Annotated in this window: 21 protein-coding genes; 13 read left to right on the plus strand and 8 right to left on the minus strand. The window is 74.3% G+C overall.

The features are described from left to right. The first annotated feature begins 1 nt into the window (after position 1). The gene (locus tag ITJ48_RS15805) at positions 2 to 427 is read left to right on the plus strand and encodes a DUF3151 domain-containing protein (protein WP_192043032.1); all 426 of its coding nucleotides are present in this window, start codon (positions 2 to 4) and stop codon (positions 425 to 427) included. Between the two features lie 46 nt (positions 428 to 473). Here the strand turns inward: ITJ48_RS15805 and ITJ48_RS15810 are convergent, their stop codons facing one another. The 3 genes from ITJ48_RS15810 to ITJ48_RS15820 are packed head-to-tail and all read right to left on the minus strand — an operon-like array spanning position 474 to position 4,029. Continuing rightward, positions 474 to 2,561: a YhgE/Pip domain-containing protein gene (locus tag ITJ48_RS15810; RefSeq protein WP_194614377.1), complete on the minus strand. Its 2,088-nt coding sequence runs from the start codon at positions 2,559 to 2,561 to the stop codon at positions 474 to 476. A gap of 2 nt (positions 2,562 to 2,563) precedes the next feature. Beyond that, entirely contained in the window at positions 2,564 to 3,373 is an 810-nt protein-coding gene (locus tag ITJ48_RS15815) for a hypothetical protein (RefSeq protein WP_194614378.1), read from the minus strand. Continuing rightward, positions 3,370 to 4,029: a TetR/AcrR family transcriptional regulator gene (locus ITJ48_RS15820; protein ID WP_370544960.1), complete on the minus strand. Its 660-nt coding sequence runs from the start codon at positions 4,027 to 4,029 to the stop codon at positions 3,370 to 3,372. The genes ITJ48_RS15815 and ITJ48_RS15820 overlap by 4 nt, the downstream gene beginning before the upstream one ends. 83 nt (positions 4,030 to 4,112) lie before the next feature. On the opposite strand from ITJ48_RS15820, the gene ITJ48_RS15825 reads away from it, so the two are divergent. Further along, positions 4,113 to 5,054: a transposase gene (locus tag ITJ48_RS15825; protein ID WP_194614380.1), complete on the plus strand. Its 942-nt coding sequence runs from the start codon at positions 4,113 to 4,115 to the stop codon at positions 5,052 to 5,054. Between the two features lie 214 nt (positions 5,055 to 5,268). On the opposite strand, the gene xylA is transcribed toward ITJ48_RS15825, so the two are convergent. Then, a complete protein-coding gene (gene xylA, locus ITJ48_RS15830) occupies positions 5,269 to 6,462 on the minus strand; it encodes a xylose isomerase (protein ID WP_194614381.1) in 1,194 nt (397 codons plus the stop codon). Positions 6,463 to 6,774: 312 nt separating this feature from the next. Here xylA and ITJ48_RS15835 point away from each other — a divergent pair, with 312 nt between their 5' ends. The 6 genes from ITJ48_RS15835 to ITJ48_RS15860 all read left to right on the plus strand — a co-directional run bounded on the left by ITJ48_RS15835 (position 6,775) and on the right by ITJ48_RS15860 (position 13,099). Next, positions 6,775 to 7,920, plus strand: a complete 1,146-nt coding sequence (locus tag ITJ48_RS15835; protein WP_194614530.1) for a Gfo/Idh/MocA family protein — start codon at positions 6,775 to 6,777, stop codon at positions 7,918 to 7,920. Between the two features lie 34 nt (positions 7,921 to 7,954). Beyond that, complete coding sequence (locus ITJ48_RS15840) at positions 7,955 to 8,725, plus strand: ThuA domain-containing protein (protein ID WP_194614382.1); 771 nt, start codon at positions 7,955 to 7,957, stop codon at positions 8,723 to 8,725. Further along, positions 8,725 to 9,897 (plus strand): Gfo/Idh/MocA family protein, encoded by a 1,173-nt coding sequence (locus ITJ48_RS15845; protein WP_194614383.1) that lies wholly within the window; start codon positions 8,725 to 8,727, stop codon positions 9,895 to 9,897. The genes ITJ48_RS15840 and ITJ48_RS15845 overlap by 1 nt, the downstream gene beginning before the upstream one ends. Beyond that, positions 9,894 to 10,586 carry a ThuA domain-containing protein gene (locus ITJ48_RS15850; protein ID WP_194614384.1) on the plus strand — a complete coding sequence of 231 codons (693 nt, stop codon included), beginning with the start codon at positions 9,894 to 9,896 and terminating at the stop codon, positions 10,584 to 10,586. Before ITJ48_RS15845 ends, ITJ48_RS15850 begins: the two co-directional genes overlap by 4 nt. A gap of 104 nt (positions 10,587 to 10,690) precedes the next feature. Further along, positions 10,691 to 11,776, plus strand: coding sequence for a Gfo/Idh/MocA family protein (locus ITJ48_RS15855; RefSeq protein WP_194614531.1), 1,086 nt, complete (start codon positions 10,691 to 10,693; stop codon positions 11,774 to 11,776). A gap of 201 nt (positions 11,777 to 11,977) precedes the next feature. Next, positions 11,978 to 13,099: an ROK family protein gene (locus ITJ48_RS15860; protein WP_370544961.1), complete on the plus strand. Its 1,122-nt coding sequence runs from the start codon at positions 11,978 to 11,980 to the stop codon at positions 13,097 to 13,099. Positions 13,100 to 13,125: 26 nt separating this feature from the next. Here the strand turns inward: ITJ48_RS15860 and ITJ48_RS15865 are convergent, their stop codons facing one another. Both ITJ48_RS15865 and ITJ48_RS15870 read right to left on the minus strand, forming a co-directional pair. Then, entirely contained in the window at positions 13,126 to 13,842 is a 717-nt protein-coding gene (locus ITJ48_RS15865) for a metal-dependent transcriptional regulator (RefSeq protein ID WP_194614385.1), read from the minus strand. A 162-nt stretch (positions 13,843 to 14,004) separates the two neighbouring features. Next, complete coding sequence (locus ITJ48_RS15870; RefSeq protein WP_194614386.1) at positions 14,005 to 15,510, minus strand: FGGY family carbohydrate kinase; 1,506 nt, start codon at positions 15,508 to 15,510, stop codon at positions 14,005 to 14,007. 146 nt (positions 15,511 to 15,656) lie between these two features. On the opposite strand from ITJ48_RS15870, the gene ITJ48_RS15875 reads away from it, so the two are divergent. Beyond that, positions 15,657 to 16,943 (plus strand): adenylosuccinate synthase, encoded by a 1,287-nt coding sequence (locus ITJ48_RS15875; protein WP_133738762.1) that lies wholly within the window; start codon positions 15,657 to 15,659, stop codon positions 16,941 to 16,943. 164 nt (positions 16,944 to 17,107) lie between these two features. Here the strand turns inward: ITJ48_RS15875 and ITJ48_RS15880 are convergent, their stop codons facing one another. Further along, positions 17,108 to 17,716: a maleylpyruvate isomerase family mycothiol-dependent enzyme gene (locus ITJ48_RS15880; RefSeq protein WP_192043020.1), complete on the minus strand. Its 609-nt coding sequence runs from the start codon at positions 17,714 to 17,716 to the stop codon at positions 17,108 to 17,110. A 36-nt stretch (positions 17,717 to 17,752) separates the two neighbouring features. Here ITJ48_RS15880 and ITJ48_RS15885 point away from each other — a divergent pair, with 36 nt between their 5' ends. The 4 genes from ITJ48_RS15885 (at position 17,753) to ITJ48_RS15900 (ending at position 20,463) form a co-directional block, all read left to right on the plus strand. After that, on the plus strand, positions 17,753 to 18,385 hold the full coding sequence (locus ITJ48_RS15885) for a GNAT family N-acetyltransferase (RefSeq protein ID WP_194614387.1): 633 nt from the start codon (positions 17,753 to 17,755) through the stop codon (positions 18,383 to 18,385). Between the two features lie 25 nt (positions 18,386 to 18,410). After that, positions 18,411 to 18,830 (plus strand): organic hydroperoxide resistance protein, encoded by a 420-nt coding sequence (locus ITJ48_RS15890; protein ID WP_166760814.1) that lies wholly within the window; start codon positions 18,411 to 18,413, stop codon positions 18,828 to 18,830. A gap of 140 nt (positions 18,831 to 18,970) precedes the next feature. After that, positions 18,971 to 19,336 carry a chorismate mutase gene (locus tag ITJ48_RS15895; protein WP_123548564.1) on the plus strand — a complete coding sequence of 122 codons (366 nt, stop codon included), beginning with the start codon at positions 18,971 to 18,973 and terminating at the stop codon, positions 19,334 to 19,336. Continuing rightward, positions 19,333 to 20,463: a beta-propeller fold lactonase family protein gene (locus ITJ48_RS15900; protein WP_194614389.1), complete on the plus strand. Its 1,131-nt coding sequence runs from the start codon at positions 19,333 to 19,335 to the stop codon at positions 20,461 to 20,463. Before ITJ48_RS15895 ends, ITJ48_RS15900 begins: the two co-directional genes overlap by 4 nt. A 352-nt stretch (positions 20,464 to 20,815) precedes the next feature. Here ITJ48_RS15900 and ITJ48_RS15905 read toward each other — a convergent pair whose 3' ends face one another. Next, positions 20,816 to 21,445, minus strand: coding sequence for a TetR/AcrR family transcriptional regulator (locus ITJ48_RS15905; RefSeq protein ID WP_228506944.1), 630 nt, complete (start codon positions 21,443 to 21,445; stop codon positions 20,816 to 20,818). Positions 21,446 to 21,465 lie beyond the last annotated feature (20 nt).

Here is a 21,465-nt window from a genome sequence, read left to right on the forward strand (position 1 = left end):
CATGTCCTCCACGAACCTCCTCGGCGTGCCCGAGACCCTCCTGCCCGCCGACCCTGCCGTCACGGCCGACCTCGAGACGCTCTCGCTCGCCGAGGTCGTCGTCGCCCACCCGACGTCGTCGCTCGCCTGGGCGCTGCTCAGCGACGAGGCCTCCGCGCGGGGCGCCGACCTCGAGGCGTACGCGTACGCGCGGGTCGGCTACCACCGCGGCCTCGACGCGCTGCGCGGAGCCGGCTGGCGCGGACAGGGCCCCGTCCCGTGGTCGCACGAGCCGAACCGCGGGGTGCTGCGCTCGCTCTTCGCCCTCCGCCGCGGAGCCGCCGCGATCGGCGAGACCGCCGAGGTCGAGCGGCTCGGCACGTTCCTGGCGGACGCCGACCCCGCGGCTGCCCCGGCCATCGAGGCCGAGGAGGCGGGCCGGCGCTGACGGCGCCTGCCGCGCCTCCTGCGCCCGCGACACCTGCGCCCGCTGCTCAGCCGATCAGCGACGGCCGCAGGTCGCGCAGGGTCCGCTGTCGCGTCATCCGGGCCGTCGCGAGCAGCGACACCAGCAGCGCGCCGAGCATCCAGAGGGCGAGCACGCCGGCGTCGGTCCACGCCGTCGCCGTGCTGCCGCCGTACATCAGCTGGCGCAGCCCGTCGGTCGCGTAGCTCATCGGCAGCACGAAGTGCAGCGCGGCGAGCGGTCCGGGCAGCGTCTGCCACGGGAACGTCCCGCCGGCGGTGACCAGCTGCACGACCATGAGCACCAGCCCCAGGAACTGCCCGACGCTGCCGAGCAGCACGTTGAGCATCATGATGATCGCCGCGAAGGTGACGCTCGCCAGGCCCATCATCCCGAGCATGCCCCAGGTGTGCGCGACCTCGAAGCCGAGCGCCCCGCGCACGATCGCGAACAGGGCGACCATCTGCAGCACGCCGAGCAGCGCGGGCGTCAGCCAGCCGGCCGCGACGACCCGCACGGGCGCCTTCACCGCGGTGATGGCCCGCTTCGACACGGGCTTCACGATCAGGAACAACGCGTAGATCCCGATCCACGCCGCGAGGCTGATGAAGAACGGGGCGAGCCCCGCGCCGTAGGTGCCGGCGCTCGTGAGCGGCTGGTCGTCGACGCCGACGGGGTCGCTGATCGCGGAGGCCTGGTCGTCGCGGCTCTGCTCGGTGCTGGCGGGGATCTCGCCGAGGCCGCTCTGCAGCCCGTCGCGAAGCTGCACGGCGCCGTCGTCGAGGGTCCCGAGCCCGTCGCGCAGGCTGACCGTGCCGGTGCTGAGCGTGCCGAGCCCGGTCGACAGCGAGGCCGCCCCCGTCTCGAGCGTGCCGAGGCCCGACGACAACGAGGAGGCGCCCGAGGCAGCGCTCTGCGCTCCCGTCGCCAGCGTGTCGGCCCCGGCGGCCGCGTCGGAGATGCCGCTCGCGAGGGCCGGGGTCGCCGAGGCGAGCGCCGCCGCGCCGGCGGAGACCTGGTCGGCGCCCGTCGCGAGCGCCCCGACCTGGCCGTTCAGCTGCTGCACCTGCGTGTTCGCGTCGGCCAGCCCGTCGGTGACGGGGGCGAAGTACGAGGCGACCTCGGTCGCCGAGGCGACCGCCTCCTCCTGCGTCTGTCCCTGCGAGACGAAGAGGGCGACGAGCTGACGCCCGATCGCGGCCTGGGTCTCGGGGGCGGCGTCGGCGGCGGCCTGGCTGGCCGTCGCGGCCTGCCCGACGGCCGTCGCGAGCTGCCGGTTGCCGTCGGCGACCTGGGCCGCGCCGTCCGCGAGCTGCTGCGTGCTGGCGGGCAGGCCGGTCGTCTGGTCGCGCAGCTCGTCGAGCCCGGTCGAGAGGGTCGACGCGCCGGTCGCCAGCTGAGAGGTACCGCTCGCGAGCGACCGCGCGCCCGTCGCCGCGGTGGTCGCGCCGGTCGAGAGCTGGTCGGCTCCCGACGACGCGTCGGCCGCCCCGGCCACGAGCTGGTCGGCGCCCGACACGGCGGAGTCCGCGCCGCTGACGAGCTGCGACGCCCCGTCGACCGCGCTGCCGAGGTTCGTCCGGATGTCGGCGAGGCCGACGAGCAGGGTGGACGCCGCCTCCTTGCCGACCTTCTCGGCCACCGACGCGCGGATGGTCTTGCCGGCCTGCCCCGCGATCGTCGTCGCCAGGTAGCTGTTCGTGTCGTTCGTCGCGAGGACGATCTGCGCGCGCCGCGGGTCGTCCGAGCTGGCCGAGGTCAGGTCGGCGCTGAAGTCGCGCGGGATGGTGAAGGTGAAGTCGTAGGTGCCGTCGCGCAGCCCGGCCGCGGCCTCGGCCGACGAGACGGTGTGCCAGTCGAAGGCGCCGCCGTCGACGACCTCGTCGGTCACCTGGTCGCCGTAGTTCGTCGCGGTGCCGTCGACGACGGAGCCCTGGTCCTCGTTGACGAGCGCCGCGGGCACCTGGTCGAGGTTCGCGTACGGGTCCTGGTTCGCCCACAGGTAGAGGCCGCCGTAGAGCAGCGGCACCGTCATCAGGGCGACGAGGGCGAGGCGCGCGAGCCCGGTGGAGGTCAGCCGCTGCAGCTCGGCTCGGACGATGGCGATGATCTTCACGGTCAGCGGTCCTCTCGGGTGGGGGCGACCGCGCTGTCGTCGGGTGGGGTGATGTCGGTGTCGAGGTCGAGGTCGAGGTCGAGGTCGGTGTCGGTGTCGGCGTCAGGGGCGTCGAGGGAGGTGGTGCCCAGGTGGTCGGGACCGGTCGCGTCGTCCGCGTCCGCGTCGGCGTCCGTTCCTCCGGCGGCGTGCTCGCCGTGCTGCCCGAAGTCGGGCACCGGCAGCGCCTCGACGGCGGCCAGCGCCGCGGCCCCGGTGATCGTCAGCACGGTGACCCCGCGGGAGACGAGGTCGTGCACGACGGCGAGCCACGCGGCGACGTCGCCGCCGTGCCGCTCGGGCGAGGTGAGGACGAGGCCCCGCACGCCCTCGCGCAGCACGGCGAGCTCGCAGAGCAGGCGGACGCGCAGCTCCGTCGGCAGCGCCTGGAGGCGGGTGCGGCGGTGCTCGGCGAGGCCGATCTCGTCGAGCAGCAGGGCGGTCGAGGCGCGGTCGCTGCGGAGGCCGGCGAGCGCGAGCTCCTCCCGGGCGACCTGCGCGACGGTGAGCGAGCCGAAGGGCTCGGCCACCGACGGGGTGTCGACCAGGGCGAAGGAGGCGCGGATCGCGGCCGCGTCGTCGCTCCCGTCGAGCGTCACCTGGCCGCTGGTCGGGGCCATGCGGCCGCCGGCGATCAGCGACGCGAGCACGGGGGCGTCGACCGTCTCGACGGCGACGAACCCGGGCGCGCCGCGGTCGGCGACGACGGTCAGCTCGGGCAGCGGCGCACCGGGCCCCTCGCCGACGGCGACGTGGTCGAGCTCGAGCCTCACGAGCGGTCCTCCGTGGTGCGGAGCGCGAGGGCCGGCGTGCTGCGGACGAGCTCGCCCGCCTCCTGCCAGCCGAGCCCGACCATGCCGAGCACGGCGAGCATCACGAGCCGGTGGCCCTCGGCACGGTCGAGGTCGCGGACGGTCGCCTCGTCGAGCACGGCCAGCGCCGACCCCTCGACGAGGTGGGCGAGCGTCTCGACGTCGACGTCGTCGCGCATCCGGCCGTCGGCGACGCCGCGGCGGACGGTCTCGAGCAGGAACGCGCGCAGGGGCGCGAGCGCCGTGCCCACGTCGCGCATCAGCGGCCCGCGCACGGTGAGCTGCGCCATGACGCGCACGTGCTCGACCTCGGCCCACAGGCGCGCGCCGAGCTCGGCGAGCTGTACGACCGGGTCGTCCGAGGGCGCCGGCAAAGCGGCCGCGCCGATGCGGGCGGCACCGCGCAGGGTCACCTCGCGCACGAGGTCGTCCCGGGTCGCGAAGTGCCCGTAGACGCTGCGTCGGGACAGCCCCGCCTCGGCGGCGATCGCCTCGAGCGGGACGGCCGGGTCGACGTTGAGGAGGCGGACGGCGGCCGCCATCAGGGCCTCGCGGTTCGCGGCGGCGTCGCGTCGCGGCGCGCGGGTGGGGGAGAGGGGGGAAGACGGGGAGTGCACGTCCCCGATCATACGATCTTGCACACCAGTGTGCAAGATCGTGAGGGCGACGGAGGACGAGGAGGCGTCGGTAGGGTCGTGCGATGACCCTCGAGGAGGCGGCGCGGCAGCTCTACGCCCTGCCGCCGCAGCAGTTCACGGCCGCCCGCGACGCCCTGGCGGCCGACGCGAAGGCGGCTGGCGACGCCGACCTCGCGACCTCCGTGCGCGCGCTGCGTCGCGCCTCCGCGTCCGCCTGGGCAGTCGACCTCCTCGCCCGCGACGCCCCGGACGACCTCGTCGCCCTCGCGGCCCTCGGCGACCGGTTCCGCACCGCCCAGGCCGACGGCGACCGCCCCGCCCTCTCGGCCCTGACCCGTGAGCGGAAGGAGGCGCTGGCCGGCCTCGTCGCCCGCGCCCGCCTCCTCGCGTCCGACGCGGGCCGCCCGCTCTCGACCGCGGCGCTCGCCGAAGTGGACCAGACCCTCCGTGCCGCCGTGGCCGACGGGACCGCCGCGGCCGCCGTGCGCAGCGGTCGGCTCGTGCGGGCGCTCGCCGCCGACGGCCTCGAGGAGGCGGACCTCACCGATGCCGTCGCCGGCCCGGCCCCCGAGGGCGTCGCCCCTGCGCGGCTCCGCGCGGCCGCTGCGCCCGCCGGTGACGACCACGACGAGGAGGGTGGAGGAGCGACGGGACCGGCCTCCGGCGGCGGATCACGGACACGCGACCGGAAGGCCGCTCGGCAGGCCGCCGCCGAGGCTGCCCGCCGCGCCGCCGAGCAGGCGGCCGCGGACGCCGAGCACGAGGCCGACGACGCGGAGGCGGCGCTCGCCGAGGTCGACGAGCGCGCGACCCGGCTGGCTCACGACCGTGACGACGTCCTCGACCAGCTGCGCCGCCTCCGGGACGAGTTCGCCGCCGCCGAGCGTCGCAGCGCCGAGCTCGACGACCGCGAGAAGTTCCTCACCCGCGAGCGCCGCCGAGCCGACGCCGACGCGGCCGCCGCGCGCCAGGCCGCCGACCGGGCGCGAGCCGCCCTCGACTGACTCCCCGCCTGCCCGCGACTGATCCCGCCCCCGCGACTGGTCCCGCCCGCCCGCGCGTCTGCCCGCCCGGCTCCATGTCGCCGCCGAGTTCCCCGTGACGACGAAGAACCTCGTTCCGTTCAAAGAACCACCCTGCAACGGGGTTCTGTGAACGGAACGAGGTTCCGTGCCGACCAGGCTCGCGACGCGAGCGCTGGAGCGCTGGTCTTCGGTTCTAGTTCCGAGCGCCCATCAGGTGCTCGAGCGCGAGCTGCTGCAGGCGGACGAACCCGTACCCGTGGCCGCCGAAGTGCTGGCCCGCGTCGTAGTCCTCGTACGAGGCGCGGTCGGCGAGCAGCTGCTCGTAGCCCTCGCCCTCGCCGAGCGTCGGCGTCGACAGCTCCGCGACCTGGGAGGCGGCCAGCGCCTCCTGCACGTCGGGGTCGGCACGGAACGCCTGCGCGCGCTCCTTGAGCAGCAGGTACATGCGCATGTTGGCGGCGGCGGAGTCCCAGACGCCCGAGATGTCCTCGGTGCGCGACGGCTTGTAGTCGAAGTGGCGCGGGCCGTCGTAGGTCGGGCCGCCCTGGGGCGAGCCGTGCTCGAGCAGGTCGACGAGCGAGAACGCGTTCTGCAGGTCGCCGTGGCCGAAGACGAGGTCCTGGTCGTACTTGATGCCGCGCTGGCCGTTGAGGTCGATGTGGAACAGCTTGCCCTGGTAGAGCGCCTGGGCGATGCCGGCCGTGAAGTTGAGGCCCGCCATCTGCTCGTGGCCGACCTCGGGGTTCACGCCCGCCATCTCGGGGTGCTCGAGCGTCTCGATGAACGCGATCGCGTGGCCGAGGGTCGGCAGCAAGATGTCGCCGCGGGGCTCGTTGGGCTTGGGCTCGATCGCGAAGCGCAGGTCGTAGCCCTTGTCGAGCACGTACTGCGAGAGCATGTCGACGCCCTCCTTGTAGCGCGACAGCGCCGCCTGCACGTCCTTCGCGGAGTCGTACTCGGCGCCCTCGCGGCCGCCCCACATGACGAAGGTCTTCGCGCCAAGCTCGGCGGCCAGGTCGATGTTGCGGAGCACCTTGCGGAGCGCGAAGCGGCGGACGCCGCGGTCGTTGGAGGTGAAGCCGCCGTCCTTGAAGACGGGCGCGCTGAAGAGGTTGGTCGTCACCATCGGCACGACGATGCCGGTCGCGTCGAGGGCGCCCTTGAGGCGGTCGATCTGCGTCTGGCGCTCCGCGTCGGTCGAGCCGAACGCGAAGAGGTCGTCGTCGTGGAAGGTCAGGCCGTAGGCGCCCAGGCGGTCGAGGTTCTCGACGGCCTCGACGACGTCGAGGTCGGGGCGGGTCGGCCCGCCGAACGGGTCGGCGCCCGTGTAGCCGATCGTCCAGAGTCCGAAGGAGAACTTGTCGTCGCGGGTGGGAGTGGTCGTCATGTCCGGGGTCCTCGTCGTCGAGAGCGTTTGTTGTCGTCTCCAACATATGCGCTCGGGGCGACGATCACAAGGGCGTCGTCGCTGCTCCTCCCCAGGGCGGGCCCAGCGCCGGCGCGTCCCCCGTCGTCGGGCGGGGAGGTTGCGTGCCCTCGTCGCCGCCCGTACTTTGTTGTTGGCCACAACGAACGTGGCGACGCGTGACGAAGGAGTCAGATGTCCCCCGACGAGACCAGGGCCGACGCGACGAGCGCCGACGCGACCCGGCCCGATGCGACCCGGCTCGACGACGCCCGCGCCGACCTCGGCGTCGCGATGGTCGGCCACGGCTTCATGGGCGCCGCCCACTCGCAGGCCTGGCGCACGGCGCCCGCGTTCTTCGACCTCCCGCTCGCGCCGCGGATGACGGCGATCGTCGGCCGCGACGCCGAGGCGACCCGCGCCGCGGCCGCCCGCTGGGGCTGGCAGCGCGCCGAGTCCGACTGGAGGCGCGTGGTCGAGAGCGACGACGTCCAGCTCGTCGACATCTGCTCGCCCGGCGCGACGCACGTCGAGATCGCGGTCGCCGCCCTCGAGGCAGGCAAGCACGTGCTCTGCGAGAAGCCGCTCGCCAACACCGTCGCCGAGGCCGAGCTGATGGCCGAGGCCGCCGAGCGCGCGGCCGCCCGGGGAGTCCTCGCGATGGTCGGCTTCAGCTACCGCCGCGTGCCCGCGATCACCTTCGCCCGCGACCTCGTCGCCCGGGGCACGATCGGCGAGCTGCGCCAGGTGCGTGCCCTCTACCTGCAGGACTGGCTGGTCGACCCCGAGGGCCCGATGACCTGGCGCCTCGACAAGAGCGTCGCCGGCTCCGGCTCGCTCGGCGACATCGGGGCCCACCTCGTCGACGCCGTGCAGTTCGTGACGGGCCGGGCCCTCACCGACGTCAGCGGCCTGCTGCACACGTTCACGACCGAGCGCCCCCTGCTGGGCGAGGTCCGCGGCCTCGGCGGCACCGCCTCCTCCGAGCGCGGGCAGGTGACGGTCGACGACGCGGCCCTCTTCACGGCCAGGGTCGAAGGAGGCGCCCTCGCGACCTTCGAGGCCACCCGCGTCGCGACCGGCCGCAAGAACGCGCTGCGGCTCGAGTTCAGCGGCACGGGCGGCGCGATCGCCTTCGACCTCGAGCGGATGAACGAGCTCGAGGTCTACGACGCGGGCGCCCCGGTCGACCAGCTCGGCTTCCGGCGCGTGCTCGTGACCGAGCCCGAGCACCCGTACACGGGCTCGTGGTGGCCGACGGGTCACGGCCTCGGCTACGAGCACGCCTTCAGCCACCAGGCGCGCGACCTCGTCACCGCGATCGCGGCGGGGGAGCAGCCGACCCCGTCCTTCGCCGAGGGCCTCCAGGTGCAGCGCGTGCTCGCCGCCGTCGAGCGCAGCGCCGCCGACGGCAGCCGCTGGCTCGCGACCGCGCCCTGACCCGACCCGACCCGTCCCTGCCGAGAGAAGACCCATGAGCACCCCCACCACCCCCCTCCGCGTGACCGTCTGGGGCGAGAACCACCACGAGCAGATCGAGCAGCACGTCGCCGAGCGCTACCCCACGGGCATGCACGGGGCGATCGCCGAGGGCGTCGGCGAGAACCTGCCCGACGCGCAGATCACGATCGCGACGATGGACATGCCCGAGCACGGCCTCAGCGAGGAGGCGCTCGAGCAGACCGACGTGCTCACCTGGTGGGGCCACGCGGCGCACGACGAGGTGAGCGACGAGGTCGTCGAGCGGGTGCACCGCCACGTGCTCGCAGGCATGGGCCTGATCGTGCTGCACTCCGGTCACTGGTCGAAGATCTTCACGAAGCTGATGGGCACGACCTGCACCCTCCGCTGGCGCAGCGAGCACGACCAGGAGCTCGTCTGGACCGTCAACCCGCAGCACCCGATCACGCGCGGCGTGCCGAACCCGATCGTCATCCCCGAGCAGGAGATGTACGGCGAGTACTTCGACGTGCCGACCCCCGACGAGCTGGTCTTCATCTCGGGCTTCACCGGCGGCGAGGTGTTCCGCAGCGGCATGACCTACCGGCGTGGCTTCGGCAAGGTGTTCTTCTTCAGCCCCGGCGACCAGGACTTCCCCGTCTACCACCACCGCGACGTCCGCCGCGTGATCGCGAACGGCGTCGAGTGGGCACGCCCCGAGCGCGAGCGCGAGACGCCGACCCTGCTGCGCTACGAGACCGGCCAGTACTTCCAGGGGGCCGACTACGAAGGGGCCCTCGAGTGATGACGTTCCGCACCGTCGACAGCCGAGGAGGCGCCCTGCGCGTCGTCCAGGTCGGTGCAGGAGGCATGGGTCGGGCCTGGCTCCGCGCGCTCGCCGACAGCGCCGACGTCGAGCTGGTCGGCATCGTCGACCTCGACCTCGACGCCGCCCGGGCGGGTGCCGAGCACCACGGAGACGCGTCGCTGCCCCTCTCGACCGACCTCGGCGCGCTGATCGCCGACCTCTCGCCCGACGCGGTGGTCGACGTGACGGTGCCGGTGGCGCACCACCCCGTGACGACGCAGTCGCTGTTCGCCGGCCTGCCCGTCCTCGGCGAGAAGCCGGTCGCGCTCGACGTCGCCGAGGGGCTCTCGCTCGCGGCCGCCGCCGAGGTGACGGGCGAGCTCTTCATGGTCAGCCAGTCGCGTCGCTACGACGACCACCTGGTCGCCCTCAAGCAGCAGGTCGCCGAGCTCGGGGAGGTCGGCGTCGTCACGACCGAGTTCTTCAAGGCGCCGCACTTCGGCGGCTTCCGCGAGCAGATGGACGACGTCCTGCTGCTCGACATGGCCGTGCACCCGTTCGACTCGGTGCGCTGGCTGCTCGACGCCGACCCCGTGTCGGTCTGGTGCGAGTCGTTCAGCCCGTCGTGGAGCTGGTACCGCGGCGACGCGGCCGCGAACGCCGTCTTCGAGTTCGAGGGCGGGGTGCGCTACGCCTACTCGGGCAGCTGGTGCAGCCCCGGCGCCGAGACCTCGTGGAACGGCTCGTGGCGCGTCGGCGGCTCGGCCGGCACCGCGCTCTGGGACGGCGACGAGGCTCCCGTGCTCGCCCTCGCGGACGAGACGGGCGCCTCCTCGTCGCCCCGGCTGTCGCCCCTGCCGACCGTCGGCGACGGGATCGAGGGCTCGCTCGCCGCGTTCGTCGGGGCGCTCCGCACCGGCGACGTGCCGCACGGCGAGGTGCACGAGAACGTGATGAGCCTCGCGATGGTCGAGGCAGCGATCGAGTCGACGCGCAGCGGGCAGCGGGTCGTGATCGACGACCTGCTCGAGCGGGCGCTCGTGACAGCGATCGAGCGGGAGGCGCGCGACGACGTCCGGGCCCGCCTCGAGTCGTGGACCTCGGTGCGCGCCGCGCTGCAGGCGGTCCCCACGGCACCTGCGGCGACCACGGCAGGGGCGACCTCGTGACCCGCCGCGCGCTCGTCGTCCGCGGCGGCTGGGAGGGCCACGACCCGACCGGCACGACCGACTCGTTCGTGCCGTTCCTCGAGCGGTCCGGCTTCGAGGTCAGCCTGCACGACGGCCCGGCGGTCTACGCCGACGCCGACGTGATGCGCGACGCCGACCTCGTGCTGCAGAACGTCACGATGTCGACGATCGAGGGGGCGCAGACCGCGGGGCTCCGCGCGGCCGTCGAGGCGGGCACCGGCCTGGCCGGCTGGCACGGCGGCATCGCGGACTCGTTCCGCGGCGACGCCGACTACCTGCACCTGATCGGCGGGCAGTTCGCCGCGCACCCCGGCAAGGCCGCGGCCGACCGGGTCGGCGACGAGACCGACGGCTTCGTGCGGCACGTGATCCGCTTCACCGAGGCGGCGGCGACGCACCCGGTCACCGAGGGCCTCGACGACTTCGAGGTCGAGAGCGAGCAGTACTGGCTGCTGCACGACGACTACCTCGACGTGCTCGCGACGACCACGCAGGAGGCGCGGGCCGGCGACCCCTGGACCCGCCCGGTGACCTCCCCCGCCGTCTGGACCCGCCAGTGGGGCCTCGGCCGCATCGCCGTGGTCACCCCGGGGCACTCGCAGGCCGTGCTCGACCACCCGACCGTCCGCACGCTCGTCGAGCGCGGCCTCCTGTGGGCCTCGCGATGAGCGGCGCGGGCACGGGCGCGGCCGGTGGCGGCACGACCGGCACGAGCTCGACCGGCACGAGCGCGACCGGCGAGAGCACGACCGGCGGCTCGCCCGCCGCGCCGATGCGCGTCGGCGTGGTCGGCGTCGGGGTCATCAGCGAGCAGTACTTCGCCTCGTTCGAGCGGCTGCCCGGCCTCGCCCTCGAGGCCGTGGCCGACCTCGACCGGGCGAGGGCCGCCTCCGTCGCGGACCGTCTCGGCGTGCGGGCCCTCACCGTCGACGAGCTGCTCGCCGACGACCGGGTCGACGTGGTGCTGAACCTCACGATCCCGGCCGCGCACGCGGAGATCGCGCTGCGGGCGATCGCCGCCGGCAAGCACGTCTTCGGCGAGAAGCCGCTCGCGCTCACGGTCGCCGACGGCGCCGCGGTGCTCGAGGCGGCCCGGGCGGCCGGCGTGCGGGTCGGCTCGGCGCCCGACACGGTGCTCGGCACGGGAGTGCAGACCGCAGCCCAGCTCGTCGCCTCGGGAGCGGTGGGCGACCCCGTCGGCGCCGCCGTCTCGTGGACGGCGTCCGGGCACGAGGCCTGGCACCCCGCGCCCGACTTCTACTACCGGGCAGGTGGCGGCCCGCTGTTCGACATGGGCCCCTACTACCTGACGACGCTCGTGCACCTGCTCGGGCCGGTCGTCTCGGTGTCCGGCCTCGTCTCGCGCTCCGCCCGGCGCAGGACGATCGGCACCGGCCCCCGCGCCGGCGAGCAGCTCGAGGTCGACGTCGACACGCACGCGAGCGCGCTGCTGCGGCACGCCTCGGGGGCGACGTCGACCGTGACGGTGAGCTTCGAGGTGTGGGGCTCCCGGGCGCCGATCACCGAGTTCTACGGCACCCTCGGCACGATCGCCGTCCCCGACGCGAACATGTTCGGCGACCCCGTCGAGCTGCTCACCGCCGACGACCGCACCTGGCGCGAGGTCCCGGCGACGGCGGGCTACGTCGACGCCGGTCGCGGGTACGGGCTGGCCGACCTCGCCCGGGCGGTCGCGGCGGGGGAGCCGCACCGCGCCTCCGGCGACGTCGCCCTGCACGTGCTCGAGATCACGGAGGCGGTGGCCGCGTCGAGCGCGTCCGGCACCGTCGTGACGCTGGTCACCCGCCCGGACGTGCCCCCGCTGGTCCCGCTCGGCGCCGAGCCGCACGAGGCGTGAGGTCGCCCCGCACGGGCGATAGCCTCGTGGACCAGGGAGGCCACGGTGCAGGACCAGACGAGTGAGGCCCGGAGCGAGTCGGCGACGCTGCCGGCGACTCCGGGCGACGCCGCAGCAGAGCGAGACACCGCAGGAGGCGCCCCTCCCGCCGGTCGCGCCCGTCCCCTCCTCGATCGCCCTCGCGGCTCGAACCTCTCCGCCGTGCTCGGCATCGTGCACGGCGACGGCCCGACCTCGCGCAGCGAGCTGACGCGCCTGACGGGCCTGAACCGCTCGACCATCGCCGCCCTCGTGGGCGAGCTCGTCGAGCGCGGCCTCGTCGTCGAGTCGGAGCCCGTCGCGGCCAACCGCGTCGGCCGCCCCAGCCCGGTGGTCAGCGCCTCGCCCGACGTCGTCGCCTTCGCGGTCAACCCCGAGATCGACGCCGTGACCGTCGGCCGGGTCGGGCTCGACGGGGTCGTGCAGCGTCGCGTCCGGCACGAGACGGACGGCGTCCCCACCGCGGTCGAGGCGGCGGAGATCGCGGCCCGCCTCGTCCGGGAGCTCGCCGACGAGGTGCCCGCCGCCCGGGTCGTCGGCGTCGGCGCCGCCGTGCCCGGCCTCGTGCACGCGGACGGCGGCCTCGTCCGGCTCGCGCCGCACCTCGGCTGGGTCGACGAGCCGTTCGCGCGCCTCCTGTCCGACGCCACGGGCCTGCCTGCGCGGGCCGCCAACGACGCGAGCACCGCCGTCGTCGCCGAGGGCCTCTTCGGCGCCGGCGCGGGGGCGAGCGACCTCGTGTTCCTCAACGGAGGCGCGAGCGGCGTCGGCGGGGGAGTGGTCGTCGACGGCCGTCCCCTCCGTGGCCGCGACGGCTTCGCGGGCGAGATCGGCCACACGCTCGTCGAGTCGGCCGGGCGGCTCTGCCACTGCGGCGCCGTCGGCTGCCTCGAGACCGAGGTCGGCCAGGCCGAGCTGCTGGCCGTCACCGGCCTGTCCCGCGCCCAGGCGGACGAGCTCGACGCCGCGCTGGCGACGGCGCTCGCCGAGGGCGACGCCGACGTGCGCCGCGAGGTCGAGCGCCAGGTGGACTACGTGGCGGTGGCGCTCCGCAACGTGCTCAACGCCTTCAACCCGTCGGTGATCGTGCTCGGCGGGTTCCTCGGGTCGCTGCAGGCCGCCGCGCCCGACCGGCTGCTCGACCGCGTGACGGCGCAGGCGCTGCCCGGGCCGCGCGACGGCGTGCAGCTGCGGCGGGCCGCGCTCGGCGCCGACCGGCTGATGATCGGGGCCGCCGAGCTGGCGTTCGCCGACCTCCTGGCCGACCCGGCCCGCGCCTCCTGACCCGGCCCGCGCCTCCTGATCCGGCGTCAGGCCGTGGCGGCCGCCGCGTGCCCGTGCTCGTCGCGCGTCGCCCAGACGGCGACCGCGGCGGGCCCGGCGAGGTCGACCGTGCCGTCGTCGAGCTCGACGCGCAGCGACCCCGCGTAGTCGCGGCGCTCGGCGACCCGGACGTGCGCGCCCACGCGCAGCTGCAGCGAGCCCAGGTACCGCAGCAGCTCGGGCTCGTCGTCGGAGACGCGGACGATGTGGCCGCACTCGCCCTCGACGAACTCCTGCAGGGTGTGGGCCACGGGCCGCACGACGGTGCCGTCGGCCTGCGGGATCGGGTCGCCGTGCGGGTCGGCCGTGGGGCGGCCCAGCTCGACGTCGAACGCCTCGAGCAGGCGGTCGCTGACGGCGTGCTCGAGCACCTCGGCCTCGTCGTGCACCTCGTCCCACGCGTAGCCGAGCCGCTCGACGAGGTACGTCTCGATCAGGCGGTGGCGGCGCACCATGCCGACGGCGACGTGCCGCCCGAGCTCGCTCAGCGCGATGCTGCGGTACGGCGTGTAGTCGATGAACCCGTCGCGCTCGAGCTTGCGGAGGTTGCCCGACACCGTCGACGCGCCCACCCCGAGCGTCGCCGCGATCTCGTTGGTCGTGATGCCGGGGGAGCCCTCGGCCGCCCACTCCTCGGCCTTCCAGATGACCTTGAGGTAGTCCTCGGTCATCGTCGAGCGGGTGGGTCCCGGTTCCGGTGGCATGTCCCCGATCCTAGGTCCCGCCTCCTGCGCCCCTCCCTGGCAGTTCCTGTCCGTCGAGGGCGGGTCATCTCGCTCGAGGGCGGGTCGCCGCTGACCCGCCCTCGGCCACGCTGACCCGCCCTCGACCGATCGCAGCGCTGAGCGCCCAGCGCGGCAGCGAGGTCAGCGCGGCAGCGACCCCAGCGCCTGCGCCGCCCGGTAGCGCTCGCCGATCGCGGGCACGAGGTCCGGCTCCGAGGAGGCGCGGGTCGACACCGCCCACCCCGGTCGCGTCCCCGAGAGGGCCCACGCCGCCTGCCGTGCCGCACCGTCCGCGACGTACTCGCCGGGCGCGGGCACCGTGACCGGCACGTCGAGCACCTGGGCCGCGACGGCCTGCACGGCCGGGTTCAGCGCGGCGCCGCCGATCAGCAGCACCCGCCGCACCTCCACCCCCTGGTCGCGCACGGCGGCGGCGCCGTCGGCGAGGGCCGACAGCATCCCCTCGACGGCGGCGCGGGCGAGGTTCTCGCGGGTGGTCGAGGCGAGCGTCAGCCCCGAGAGGGTGGCCGTCGCGTCGGGCAGGTCGGGCGTCCGCTCGCCCTCGAAGTACGGCACGAGCGAGACCCCGCCCGAGCCGGGCTCCGCGGCGAGCGCCAGCCGTGCGAACTCGTCGTGGTCGACGCCGAGCAGCGTGCCGATCGACGACAGCACGCGGGCCGCGTTGAGGGTGGCGACGAGCGGCAGGAACCCGCCGGCCGCGTCGGCGAAGCCGGCGACCGTGCCCGACCCGTCGTGGACGGGCGCGTCGGTCACGGCGAACGCCGTCCCGCTGGTGCCGATGCTGATGACGAGGTCGCCCACGCCGGCGTCCAGCCCGAGGGCCGCTCCCGCGTTGTCGCCGGCGCCCGCCCCGACGAGGACCCCCTCGGGGACCGGCCCGTGCGCGACCGTCGTGCCCGCCGCCTCCGACGGTCCCAGCACGCGCGGCAGCACAACGCCGTCGTTGTCGGCAGCGGCCGCATCAGCGCCGGCCGCACCAGCATCCGTGCCCCCGGTCGCGACGCGCCCGGCCTTCCCGAGCGCCCGCTCGAACAGCTCCAGGTCGTACGTGTCGTCGCCAGGGCTCCAGTACGAGGTGCCGCTGGCGTCGCTGCGGTCGGTGACGAGCGCCTCGAGGTCGGGGCCGAGCGGCGAGGAGGCGGCGGGCCCGTGCCCGAGGAGCCGCCAGGTCAGCCAGTCGTGCGGCAGCGCGACCGCGGCGACGCGCGCCGCGGCCTCGGGCTCGGCGTCGCGCAGCCAGCGCAGCTTGGTGGCCGTGAAGGAGGCGACGGGCACCGAGCCCGTCCGTCGCGCCCACTGCTCGGCTCCGAGCTCGGCGGTCAGCTCGCGGGCCGCCCCGGCGCTGCGGGTGTCGTTCCAGAGCAGGGCGTCGCGCACGACCGCGCCGTCGGAGTCGAGCACGACCATCCCGTGCTGCTGCCCGGCGACCGAGATCGCGGCGACGTCGTCGAGGCCGCCGGCCGCGGCGATCGCCTCGACGAGGGCGTCCCACCAGGCGTCGGGCGGCACCTCGGTGCCCTCCGGGTGCCGGGCGGTGCCCTGGCGCACCAGCTCTCCGGTGACGGTGTCGCGGATCACGACCTTGCAACTCTGGGTCGAGGAGTCGACCCCGGCGACGAGACTCATGGCCGTAGTTTGTCGTATCGCGCAACGAATTCCTAGAGCGGTGCGGGACGGGCGTGCCGCGCCTCCCCGTCGGTAGACTCAAGTGCACCTGACACGGTGCACGCGTGCCTCATCCGGGCGCGATCGCCGACCGCGAGGAGACGACCATGCCCGCAGTAGTCATCATCGGAGCCCAGTGGGGCGACGAAGGCAAGGGCAAGGCCACCGACCTGCTCGGCAGCCGCATCGACTACGTCGTCAAGTTCAACGGCGGCAACAACGCGGGCCACACGGTCGTCATCGGCGACCAGAAGTACGCCCTGCACCTGCTGCCCTCGGGCATCCTGTCGCCCGGCGTCACGCCGGTCATCGGCAACGGCGTCGTCATCGACATCGAGGTGCTCTTCGACGAGCTCGACGCGCTGATCGCCCGCGGCGTCGACGTCTCGAAGCTCAAGGTCAGCGCCAACGCGCACGTCATCACGCACTACCACCGCACCCTCGACAAGGTGACCGAGCGGTTCCTCGGCAAGCGCCAGATCGGCACGACCGGTCGCGGCATCGGCCCGACCTACGCCGACAAGATCAACCGCGTCGGCATCCGCGTGCAGGACATCTTCGACGAGGGCATCCTGCGCCAGAAGGTCGAGGCGGCCCTCGACCAGAAGAACCACCTGCTCGTCAAGATCTACAACCGTCGCGCGATCGAGGCCGACGAGATCGTCGAGTCGCTGCTCTCCTACGCCGAGCGGCTCAAGCCGATGGTGGCCGACACGGCGCTCGAGATCCACCAGGCGCTCGAGGCCGACAAGACCGTCCTCTTCGAGGCCGGCCAGGCGACCATGCTCGACGTCGACCACGGCACGTACCCGTTCGTCACGTCGTCCTCCGCGACCGCAGGAGGCGCCTCCACCGGCTCCGGCATCGGTCCCGGCCGCATCCAGCGCGTCATCGGCATCGTCAAGGCCTACACGACCCGCGTCGGTGCCGGGCCCTTCCCGACCGAGCTGTTCGACGCCTCCGGCGAGTTCCTCCGCGCCAACGGCTTCGAGTTCGGCACGACCACGGGCCGGCCGCGTCGCTGCGGCTGGTACGACGCCCCGATCGCCCGCTACTCGGCGCGCATCAACGGCGTGACCGACTTCGTGCTCACGAAGCTCGACGTGCTCACGGGCCTCGAGACGATCCCGGTCTGCGTCGCCTACGACGTCGACGGCGTGCGTCACGACGAGGTGCCGGTGTCGCAGAGCGACTTCCACCACGCCGTGCCGATCTACGAGGAGTTCCCCGGCTGGACCGAGGACATCACAGGAGCCCGCGAGTTCGGCGACCTCCCGAAGGCCGCACAGGACTACGTCCTCGCCGTCGAGGCCATGAGCGGCGCCCGCATCTCGGCGATCGGCGTCGGCCCCGGCCGCGAGGCCGTCGTGGTCCGCCACGACCTCCTCGCCTGACCCGCGCCTTCCCTCTCCTCATTCAGGAATGTGAGTCCTGAGTCTGCACGACTCAGGACTCGCGCTCCTGACCCGTGCACGTCGCAGGAACCCGCACGCCCGAGTTCCTGGATCGCGATCGAGTCCGTGACTCGACCGGAGGCAGCCCAGGAGGCGCGACCGCCTCAGACGACGCTGAACCCGTCTCCGAGGCGGCCGCGTCCCGTCAGCGCGAGCAGCACCTCCTCGCCGTGGCCCTGCATCGTCGCGGTCCTGGCCGCGAGCGCCGCGGTGTCGGCGACCGCGGCCGTCGGCAGCGTGTGGGCCAGCCCGGTCGCGCGCGACAGGTCGATCGTGTGCACGACGAGCTCGAACACGCGGGTCCGCAGGTACTCGCCGAGCGGGATCCCCATGCCGCCGAGCGACACGATCCGGTTCGAGGGGGCCCGGTCGAGGGCGCCGCGCGACTCGACGAGCGCCTCGGCGACCCGGGCGGCCGGGTCGTCGCCGAGCCACCGGCCGGCCTCGACGCCGCGGGCGTGCACGCCGTCCGCGTCGGTGAACTGCGAGGCGTACGCCGAGTACCAGGCCTCGGCCGACGGGATGGTCACGTCGCTCGGCTCGTCCAGGCCGAGGTAGGTCGACACCGTGAGCACCGCGCGGGAGGTGTGGCCCGCCAGGTCGCGGACGGTCCAGCGCCCGAGACCGGGCGCGTCCCACTGCTCGGGGCGGACGCGCGAGAGGAGGTCGACGAACGACTCGGCCGACTGGCCGAAGGTGCGGGGTGTGGTCACGCTGACATCTTGCTCCGCCGCTGCCAGGATCGACGCATGACCGCGCTCGGGCCGTTGCCCTTCGTCCCCCTCGTCGGCCGTCTCGTCACGGTCGTCCCGCTCCGTCACGACGACCTGCCCGAGCTCCAGCGCGCCATCGGCAGGCCCGAGGTCTTCGCCGGGGGCTGGGGCGGCGGCGCGGCGGCCTACCGCGACGACTACGACGAGTGGGCCGAGTTCATGCGCGGCTACCTGCCCTGGGACGAGGGGCTCGTCTGGGGCGTCCGCCGCACGGTCCCGGCCGGCGAGGTCCCCGGCGAGCTCGTCGGCACCACCACCGTCGGCCTCGTCGACCTCCGCTGCGAGAGCGCCCACGTCGGCTGGACCGCCTACGCGCCCGAGGTCTGGGGCACCGGCGTCAACGTCGAGACGAAGCTGCTCGTGCTGGGGTCGCTCTTCGACCACGGTCTCGGGCGTGTCCAGATCCAGGCCGACGCCCTGAACGAGCGGTCTCGGGCGGCGATCACGCGGCTCGGCGCGACCTTCGAGGGCATCCACCGCCGCACGCAGCCGCGGGCCGACGGCTCGTGGCGAGACACCGCGGTCTACTCGGTCCTCGCGGACGAGTGGCCGGGCGTCCGGGATGGTCTCATGCGGCGTCTGGAGACTGTTCAGCAACCGTCCAGATGAGGGGTCGACTGTTGCTCTCATGACTTTGGAGATCGCTTACACCGCCATCGCCCACGCCACCGGCGGGGGCCGTGACGGCCACGTCCGCAGCGAGGACGACCGCCTCGACTTCGACACCCGTCCGCCCAAGGAGCTCGGCGGCTCCGGCGAGGGCACCAACCCCGAGCAGCTCTTCGCCGCGGGCTACGCGGCCTGCTTCCTCAGCGCGATGCACGGCGTCGCCAAGAAGCTCGACGTCGACACGAGCGACAGCTCGGTCAGCGCGAGCGTCGGCATCGGCGGCAACGGCGACGGCGGCTACGGTCTCGCCGTCGAGCTCGACATCTACACGCCGAACGTCCCGGCCGACCGCCGCCAGGAGCTCGCCGACGCCGCGCACCACGTGTGCCCGTACTCGAACGCCACCCGCGGCAACGTCGAGGTCACGCTGACCCTCGTCGACTGACGCAGCAGCGCAGCAGCACCCGAGGAGGCGCGTCCCGTGATCGCGGGACGCGCCTCCTTCGTCTGCCCGCACCGCCCTGCGACACGGAACGTCGCCGATCGTCCCGGCCTGCCGTCGTAGCGCCCCGATAGGGTCGGGACATGGCACTCGACAGTCCCCTCGGCGCGGACAGCCCCCTCACGACCGACGACCGCGAGGCGATCGACGAGCTCTCGAGCATCCGTCAGAGCATCGACAACATCGACGCGGCGCTCGTGCACCTGCTCGCCGAGCGCTTCAAGTTCACGCAGTCGGTGGGGCACCTCAAGGCGGCGGCGGGCATGCCGGCCAGCGACCCCGAGCGCGAGCGCGTGCAGATCCAGCGCCTCCGCCAGCTCGCCGAGGAGTCGCACCTCGACCCGGCCTTCGCCGAGAAGTTCCTCGGGTTCATCGTCGGCGAGGTCATCCAGCACCACCAGCGCATCGCGAACGACGCCGCAGGGTCCTCGTCCGAGGGCCGGGCGTGACCGACGCGGCAGCCGAGCGCGACGCATCGGCCGGGCACGAGCCGCCCGTCGGGCACGACGGGTCAGCCGGGCACGACTCAGCGCCCGCTCCCGAGTTCCCCGCCGTCGACGCGGGCTCGCCCCAGCGCCTCTACGTCGGCTCGTACACCGCCTCCAGCGGCGGCTCCGGCGCGGGCATCACCGTGCTCGAGCGCACCGCGCCGGGTCAGCCCTGGCAGTCGGTGCAGACCGTCGAGGCCGACGACCCCTCCTTCCTGGTCGCGACCGAGGGCGCGCTGCACGCCGTGTCCGAGACGACGGAGGGGCGGGTCCTGTCGTACACCGTCTCCGCCGGTCGCCTCGTGGCCGCGTCGAGCGCCGCCTCGGGCGGGGCCGCGCCCTGCCACGTGCTGTTCGACCCCGCGTCCGGTGCGCTGGTCGTCACGAACTACGTCGGCGGGACGGTGTCCGTCCTCTCCAGCGACCCCTCGCTCACGAGCCGCGTGGCGCACACCGTCGCGCTGCCCGTCGGGCACGGCCCCGTGCAGGAGCGCCAGGAGCGCCCGCACGCGCACCAGGCCTCGCCCACCCCGTGGGGCACGCTGCTGGTCAGCGACCTCGGGACCGACCGCCTGGTCGAGGTCGTCGTCGACCCCGTCACCCTGGTGCCCGAGATCGTCGGCGTGCACCTGCTGCCCGCCGGGGCCGGACCGCGTCACGTCGCGTGGCTGGGCGACCGCCTCGTCGTCGCCGGCGAGCTCGACGCCCGGCTGCACGTGCTCCGGCGCGTCGGCGAGAAGCTGGTCGTCGACCACTCGGTCGAGGTCTTCGAGGGCTCGTCCTCGGCGTCCGGGGTCTTCCCCTCGCACCTCGACGTGGACGGCGGCCGCGTCTACGTCGCCACCCGCGGTCGCGACAGCATCAGCGTCCTCGCTCCCGGGGACGACGGCCGTCTCGAGCTCGTCGGCGAGGCCCCCTGTGGCGGTACCTGGCCGCGGCACTTCGCGATCACGCCCGGCGTGATGTACGTGGCGAACCAGGGCTCGGACACGGTCGCCGTGCTGCCGCTCGACCCCGAGACGGGCGTCCCCGGCGAGCCCCTCGACGTCTTCACGCTCGGCAGCCCCGCCTGCATCCTCCCCGCCTGACCGGTCCCGAGCCTCCGGACCGCCGGCCCACGCCTCCCCGCGTGCCCGCGCCTCCCCGCCGGCCCGGCCCGCGCCTCGCCTGCCCCGCGCACACCCCGTCCGCACATGCCGACCGTGAGCACCGTTCGAGCAGCACAACACCCGGATATCCCGCTACAGCAGCCCCGCCGGTCGGGTTCTGCGCTCAGCGTGTGATCGAGGGAAGCGCGGCTGTCGCAGATGCCGACCGTGAGCACCGTTCGGGCAGCACAACACCCGGATATCCCGCTACAGCAGCACCGCAGGTCGGCATTTGCGGGTGCGCAGGCACTCACGGGCGCGAGGATCCAGGGACAGGGCGCTTCGCGGCCGCTCAGCGCGCGAGGCTGCGCAGCAGCGCGACGACCTCGTCGACCGAGGCGCGGTCGCGGTGCACGGCCCCGGCGGTGCCCGACGTACCCGATCCGCCCGACGCCCCCGGCACAACCGACGCAACCGACGCAACCGACGCGACCGACGCCTCCTCGAACTGCGCGGGCGTGAAGTAGAGACCGTCCGAGACGAGGCACACGAGGCTGGCGACGGCGGGGTCGCCGACCTCGTCGAGCACGACCCGGTACCAGCGGTCCTGCATGGCCGTGAGCGCGGAGACTGCCTGCGGCCAGCGTCCGCTCGCGCCGAGGCCGGCGACGGCGGTGATGCACCGGTCGAGCGGGTCGTCCTCGGGGATGGCCGACCGCGAGGAGGTGCGGATGAAGTAGTCGACGACCCCGTCCGCCGCCGAGGTCATCCGTGCCACGTCGTCGTCGAGCAGCGCCTCGAGGCGGGCGACGAGCCCGTCGACCAGCGCCTCGCGCGAGGGGAAGTGGTAGAGCAGGCCGCCCTTCGAGACGTCCGCGGCGCCGGCCACGGCGTCGAACGTGGCGCTCCGTTCGCCGGTCTCGACGACGAGGTGCTCGAACGAGTCGAGCATCTTCTCTCGGGCTGACGGACGTGGGCTCATCCTGTTACTGTACCGTCTGG

The organism is Frigoribacterium sp. VKM Ac-2530 (genome assembly GCF_015350835.1).
Lineage (GTDB): Bacteria > Actinomycetota > Actinomycetes > Actinomycetales > Microbacteriaceae > Frigoribacterium.